The organism is Clostridium sp. (assembly GCF_021443865.1).
GTDB lineage: Bacteria > Bacillota > Clostridia > Clostridiales > Clostridiaceae > Clostridium.
In genome coordinates this window covers 1-3,082 of the sequence record NZ_JABUTB010000084.1, presented here as the reverse complement: position 1 = coordinate 3,082, position 3,082 = coordinate 1, and the positions used below count along the sequence as shown (strand labels likewise).

Sequence of the window (3,082 nt, the reverse complement as noted above, 5' to 3'; positions counted from 1 at the left end):
CTTCTCTTTTCTTTAATAGCTTTATACTTGATAGTGAATGAATTAAATAAACCTTATCAACCAAATACTTCACTTTATTTGTTTGCAAATTACCTATAAAATGCCATCTTATATCATTAGGTAAAACTTCTTCTTTATCAATAAGTTCTTGGACTTTGTTTTCTCCAAAATCTCTTTGTCCTAACTCATAAGCTAATTTTATATCTTCTATAGGTTTAGTTTTAGATACAGCTACAAGTGTAATATTATCGGGTATACTTCTTTTAATTCTGTTTAAACTTTCTTCTATACTCACTGTACATCCTCCTAAAGAAGTTATTTACATATTTTAATAATTCTTCAAAAAAACTTAAAATCCTTCAAATTTTTATATTTTTAGAAAATTTATTTTACTTCATACCTTTCCATGTACTTTACTTCTGTATTTTGTTTAGTTGCAGGTATGATTATTTCATCCTTTACTTCTATTTCCACTTTAATTTTTCTTAGTAATAACTCTTGAATAATACTATCTTCTGCAAGTAATGACGCCTTAATTTCTTCAGGATTTCCTATTGCATAAACATAAAAAGGTGCAAAAATACTAGACTCATCTTCAAATCCAATAAATGCCCAGTAGCAACTAACTGAAGTATTAGGTATTATTCTATGATTATTCATTGAAATAGCTTGTGCTCCTGCATTCCTTAGCTCATTTAATACATGTGCCATATCATCTTCATGGAGCATTTTTCGATATATTTCATGTTGGGTGTCTAATAGTTTATTAATATCACCATCTAGTAATTTAATTATTAATCCAGGTCCCTTTATAGTTGAAAGTCCACTTAAAGCCCCATAATCAACTAATTGGCTTTTCATATCTTCAACTAGCTTCTTACTTTTTTCAGGATCGCTATCATCATACTTACTAATTTGATATCTATAATTAATATTTTCACTTTTAAGATTATCTATTTCTTTATAAAGCTGATTTCTTTCCTCAACTGCTTTTTTATAATCTATAGCATTTAATGAGGATATATTTTTAGTAACTTCACTTAAATCTATACTATTTATTATTAAAAATCCAGTAAAAATTGATGCTAATAAAATAAAACCTTTTGCCTTATTAAAATTCATCTATTCACCATTTTTACGAGTCTTCAACCTTTCAATTAATAATCTTCTAATTACAGCGAAGTTATCAAAAATTCTACCACCAAAAACTATTACAGCAGCTATATACATTGGTATTCCAAGCTTATCACCTAAATACGCAAGACCAGCAGCTAAAATTGCATTACCAAAAAAACCTGAAATAAAAATATCAGACTTAAAGTTTTTTGATAAAGAAGCTCTTACAGCTCCAAATACTGAATCTAAACAAGCAAGTATTGCTACAGAAATATATGAAGAGAAGGTTTCTGGTATATTCACGCGCAAGATTAATCCTAAAAGTACGCCTAATAAAAGTCCTATAAATGCTATCATATTTATCCCCTTTCTCCTACTCTACTGGTTTAATATACTCATTCTTTAAAGATTGAGTGGTTTTGTTTATTACAATTTCATCACTTTCTTTCACATCACAATAATAATTTTGTAATGCACCATAGTCTAAAACCCCTTGAAAGTTTGCAGCTACACTAAGAGCTTGCTTATCTCCAATAACCTTAATTGTTATTTTTTCCTTTGGATCTATTTTAGCTGTACCAATCCAAATCCAATTCCCTGAATTTTTAATACCCGTTTGAGGTGTTAGTCTATAATCATTTACTGATAAAGCTTCAGCTTTTATATATCTAAGAGAGTTAACTACATGAACAATTTCATCTTCAGTAATAACACTTCTAGAACTATCGCTACTAGAACCAAATATATTAGACTTTGGTGTGATTGTTATTATAATCCCTGGTCCTTTAACGTCTAATAAACCTAAATTCATTCTAGCATTATCTAATTGTTTTTTAATTTCCGCTTCAACAGCACCTTCTTGAGAAACTTTTTCTTCTAATTGCTTTAATTCATTAGATAAAGAAGTATTAACTTCTGTTAGTTCTTCCTTTTCTTTTTTTAGCACTTCTATTTCAGATAAAATATCTAAATTTCTATTAGAGGTATTTGCTTTGTTTTTTTCATTTAGCATTTTAAATTGATGTGCTAATAAGAAACCTAAAAATGCACAAACTACAGCTAGTAATATTTGTGATGTAACTTTCTTCATGTAACTTCTCCCTTTCTATTAACTTTGCTTAATTACAGGTGTTCCTTCTAAACTCAAATCTATATATCCCTTTGTAATAGTTCCCTGTTCTATAAGGTTCAAAGCTATATTTACCTTATCTATTAAATCCAAACTATCCCCTAATATTATTTCTACATTTCCTACATAACAAATAATATTATTTAAATCCAATATATTTATTTCTGAGATTTTAAGTTCTTCAGGTATTACTTCTATCATTTTATAAAAAGTACCTAAAACTTCAGGTAATTCATTATCGTCAAATATTTTACTTCCTACTGTTTTTTCTGATACATCAATACCAGATAACTTAGTTAATTTTCTGTCACCTAAATCATCTAATTCTTCTACAATTACACCTTCATTATTTATAGCCTTTATTTTATTATTACTAATAAGATAAAAAGCTATTTTATTTTCAATCACACTAATATTAATCGTTCCAATACCTTTTTTCTTTATATTAACCTCTTGAATATATGGATTAGTTTTCAATTCTTTTTCCATTTTATTATAATCTAATGTAAAAATATTTTGCCCAAGATTATATTTTAATTTTTCTTGTAAACTTTCATTAGATATTGTAACTAATCCAGTAATATTAATTTTTTTCAAATTAAATATTGGTGCTTTGTATATAAAAATAATAATTCCAATTATAAAAACAAATAATCCAAGTACTATCCTTTTTATAAGTTTTTTTCTCTTTTTCTTTATTAAAAATTTATTCACATTAGTATTCATAGTTCTCCTACTTTTACATAATAATTTATAATTTAATAATATCACTTTTTGGTTATTTTTTCATTACAAAATTTTACTTAATTCAAAAATTTATAATAATTTAATATTTAT

The 3,082-nt window shown here is 26.2% G+C and carries 4 protein-coding genes and 1 pseudogene; all 5 read right to left on the bottom strand.

All coding sequences use genetic code 11. From position 1 onward, the window contains the following. Window positions 1–295: pseudogene (locus HUJ77_RS12720) on the bottom strand (YggS family pyridoxal phosphate-dependent enzyme); the annotation flags it as partial. Window positions 296–384: 89 nt separating this feature from the next. Then, complete coding sequence (locus HUJ77_RS12715; protein ID WP_291709199.1) at window positions 385–1,122, bottom strand: DUF881 domain-containing protein; 738 nt, start codon at window positions 1,120–1,122, stop codon at window positions 385–387. Further along, on the bottom strand, window positions 1,123–1,473 hold the full coding sequence (locus HUJ77_RS12710; RefSeq protein ID WP_291709197.1) for a small basic family protein: 351 nt from the start codon (window positions 1,471–1,473) through the stop codon (window positions 1,123–1,125). A 16-nt stretch (window positions 1,474–1,489) separates the two neighbouring features. After that, window positions 1,490–2,206: a DUF881 domain-containing protein gene (locus HUJ77_RS12705; RefSeq protein WP_291709196.1), complete on the bottom strand. Its 717-nt coding sequence runs from the start codon at window positions 2,204–2,206 to the stop codon at window positions 1,490–1,492. A gap of 18 nt (window positions 2,207–2,224) precedes the next feature. Continuing rightward, window positions 2,225–2,971 carry an FtsQ-type POTRA domain-containing protein gene (locus tag HUJ77_RS12700; RefSeq protein WP_291709195.1) on the bottom strand — a complete coding sequence of 249 codons (747 nt, stop codon included), beginning with the start codon at window positions 2,969–2,971 and terminating at the stop codon, window positions 2,225–2,227. Window positions 2,972–3,082: the final 111 nt, after the last annotated feature.

Excerpts from the sequence above, each read along its gene's own strand:
- HUJ77_RS12715 (WP_291709199.1), bottom strand. The coding sequence starts at position 1,122 with ATGAATTTTAATAAGGCAAAAGGTTTTATTTTATTAGCATCAATTTTT.
- HUJ77_RS12710 (WP_291709197.1), bottom strand. The coding sequence starts at position 1,473 with ATGATAGCATTTATAGGACTTTTATTAGGCGTACTTTTAGGATTAATC.
- HUJ77_RS12705 (WP_291709196.1), bottom strand. The coding sequence starts at position 2,206 with ATGAAGAAAGTTACATCACAAATATTACTAGCTGTAGTTTGTGCATTT.
- HUJ77_RS12700 (WP_291709195.1), bottom strand. The coding sequence starts at position 2,971 with ATGAATACTAATGTGAATAAATTTTTAATAAAGAAAAAGAGAAAAAAA.